A 3,200-nucleotide genomic window follows, 5' to 3' on the forward strand; every position below is an offset into this window, starting at 1 on the left:
AGGCCTTGCATACCTGGTTGTTTGTTCAGTTTTGAGGGATGCGAATCTCTCTTTTTGTACCTTGAAAACTAAATAAGAGCAAGATAGACAACGACATCAAAAAGCAAAAAGTGTAAGCGACTGATTAGTGGCGAAACGCATAAGAAAGCAACCGTAAAGCACGTTTTTTGTGCTTGAAGTGTTGATTGCTTATGTCGCGAGCCACTAGGAGCTGAAACTAGATTAAATAAAGATAGTTAAGTGAAGAAGAGCGCACGGTGAATGCCTTGGCACTAGGAGCCGACGAAGGACGGGACTAACACCGATATGCCTCGGGGAGTCGTAAGTAGACTTTGATCCGAGGATTTCCGAATGGGGAAACCCACTGTTCGTAATGGAGCAGTACGCGTATCTGAATACATAGGATACGCGTGGCAGACCCGGGGAACTGAAACATCTCATTACCCGGAGGAAGAGAAAGCAAATGCGATTTCCTGAGTAGCGGCGAGCGAAACGGAATCAGCCCAAACCAGAAAGCTTGCTTTCTGGGGTTGTAGGACACTCCATTGGAGTTACAAAGAAATTCTTTAGATGAATCGATCTGGAACGATCAGCCATAGCGGGTAAGAGCCCTGTAGTCGAAAAAGAGTTTCCTCCGGAGTGGATCCTGAGTACGGCGGAACACGAGAAATTCCGTCGGAATCTGGGAGGACCATCTCCCAAGGCTAAATACTACCTAGTGACCGATAGTGAACCAGTACCGTGAGGGAAAGGTGAAAAGCACCCCGGAAGGGGAGTGAAAGAGATCCTGAAACCGTGCGCTTACAAGTAGTCGAAGCCCGTTAATGGGTGACGGCGTACCTTTTGTAGAATGGACCGGCGAGTTACGATCGTATGCAAGGTTAAGTGGAAGACACGGAGCCGCAGCGAAAGCGAGTCTGAATAGGGCGAAATAGTATGCGGTCGTAGACCCGAAACCGTGTGATCTACCCATGTCCAGGGTGAAGGTCAGGTAACACTGACTGGAGGCCCGAACCCACGTATGTTGAAAAATGCGGGGATGAGGTGTGGGTAGGGGTGAAATGCCAATCGAACACGGAGATAGCTGGTTCTCTCCGAAATAGCTTTAGGGCTAGCCTCAACAGATGCGTACTGGAGGTAGAGCACTGATTGGACTAGGGGCCCTCACCGGGTTACCGAATTCAGTCAAACTCCGAATGCCAGATACGTTACGTTGGGAGTCAGACTATGGGTGATAAGGTTCATAGTCGAAAGGGAAACAGCCCAGACCGCCAGCTAAGGTCCCAAAGTATACGTTAAGTGGAAAAGGATGTGGAGTTGCCCAGACAACCAGGATGTTGGCTTAGAAGCAGCCATCATTTAAAGAGTGCGTAATAGCTCACTGGTCGAGTGACTCTGCGCCGAAAATGTACCGGGGCTAAACGTATCACCGAAGCTGCGGATTGTTCTTAGAACAATGGTAGGAGAGCGTTCGAAGTGCAGCGAAGTCAGACCGTGAGGACTGGTGGAGCGCTTCGAAGTGAGAATGCCGGTATGAGTAGCGAAAAAAGAGTGAGAATCTCTTTCACCGAAAGCCCAAGGTTTCCTGAGGAAGGCTCGTCCGCTCAGGGTTAGTCGGGACCTAAGCCGAGGCCGAAAGGCGTAGGCGATGGACAACAGGTAGATATTCCTGTACCACCTCATGAACGTTTGAACGATGGGGGGACGCAGTAGGATAAGGAATGCGCACGATTGGAAATGTGCGCCCAAGCAGTAAGGGAGTTGGATTGGCAAATCCGTCCAACAATTCTGAGCTGTGATGGGGAGGGAACTAAAGTACCGAAGTTCTGGATTTCACACTGCCAAGAAAAGCCTCTAGTGAGTTCATAGGTGCCCGTACCGCAAACCGACACAGGTAGGCGAGGAGAGAATCCTAAGGTGATCGGGAGAACTCTCGTTAAGGAACTCGGCAAAATGACCCCGTAACTTCGGGAGAAGGGGTGCTCCTTTTAAGGAGGAGCCGCAGTGAATAGGCCCAAGCGACTGTTTAGCAAAAACACAGGTCTCTGCGAAGCCGAAAGGCGAAGTATAGGGGCTGACACCTGCCCGGTGCTGGAAGGTTAAGGGGAAAGGTTAGCACCTTCGGGTGCGAAGCTTAGAACCGAAGCCCCAGTAAACGGCGGCCGTAACTATAACGGTCCTAAGGTAGCGAAATTCCTTGTCGGGTAAGTTCCGACCCGCACGAAAGGTGCAACGACTTGGGCACTGTCTCAACGAGAGACCCGGTGAAATTATACTATGCGTGAAGATGCGCATTACCCGCGACAGGACGGAAAGACCCCGTGGAGCTTTACTGTAGCCTGATATTGAATGTTGGTACAGCTTGTACAGGATAGGTGGGAGCCTTAGAAACCGGAGCGCTAGCTTCGGTGGAGGCATCCGTGGGATACCACCCTGGCTGTACGGACCTTCTAACCCAGGACCGTAATCCGGTTCGGAGACAGTGTCAGGCGGGCAGTTTGACTGGGGCGGTCGCCTCCCAAAGAGTAACGGAGGCGCCCAAAGGTTCCCTCAGAATGGTTGGAAATCATTCGAAGAGTGTAAAGGCATAAGGGAGCTTGACTGCGAGACCTACAAGTCGAGCAGGGACGAAAGTCGGGCTTAGTGATCCGGTGGTTCCGCATGGAAGGGCCATCGCTCAACGGATAAAAGCTACCCCGGGGATAACAGGCTTATCTCCCCCAAGAGTTCACATCGACGGGGAGGTTTGGCACCTCGATGTCGGCTCATCGCATCCTGGGGCTGTAGTCGGTCCCAAGGGTTGGGCTGTTCGCCCATTAAAGCGGTACGCGAGCTGGGTTCAGAACGTCGTGAGACAGTTCGGTCCCTATCCGTCGTGGGCATTGGAAGTTTGAGAGGAGCTGTCCTTAGTACGAGAGGACCGGGATGGACATACCGCTGGTGTACCAGTTGTTCCGCCAGGAGCATAGCTGGGTAGCTACGTGTGGAAAGGATAAGTGCTGAAAGCATCTAAGCATGAAGCCCCCCTCAAGATGAGACTTCCCATCACTTCGAGTGAGTAAGATCCCTCAGAGACGATGAGGTTGATAGGTTCGAGGTGGAAGCGTGGTGACACGTGCAGCTGACGAATACTAATCGATCGAGGACTTAACTAACAAATTTTGATGTCACTATTGCGCTCTTATTTAGTTTTTAGGGTA

1 rRNA gene is annotated in these 3,200 nt (G+C 51.3%); it reads left to right on the top strand.

Going from position 1 to position 3,200, the window contains the following annotated elements:
- Positions 1-234: 234 nt before the first annotated feature.
- A 23S ribosomal RNA gene (locus AC3G7N_RS20435) occupies positions 235-3,155 on the top strand.
- Positions 3,156-3,200: the final 45 nt, after the last annotated feature.

The organism is Virgibacillus carmonensis (assembly GCF_057836705.1).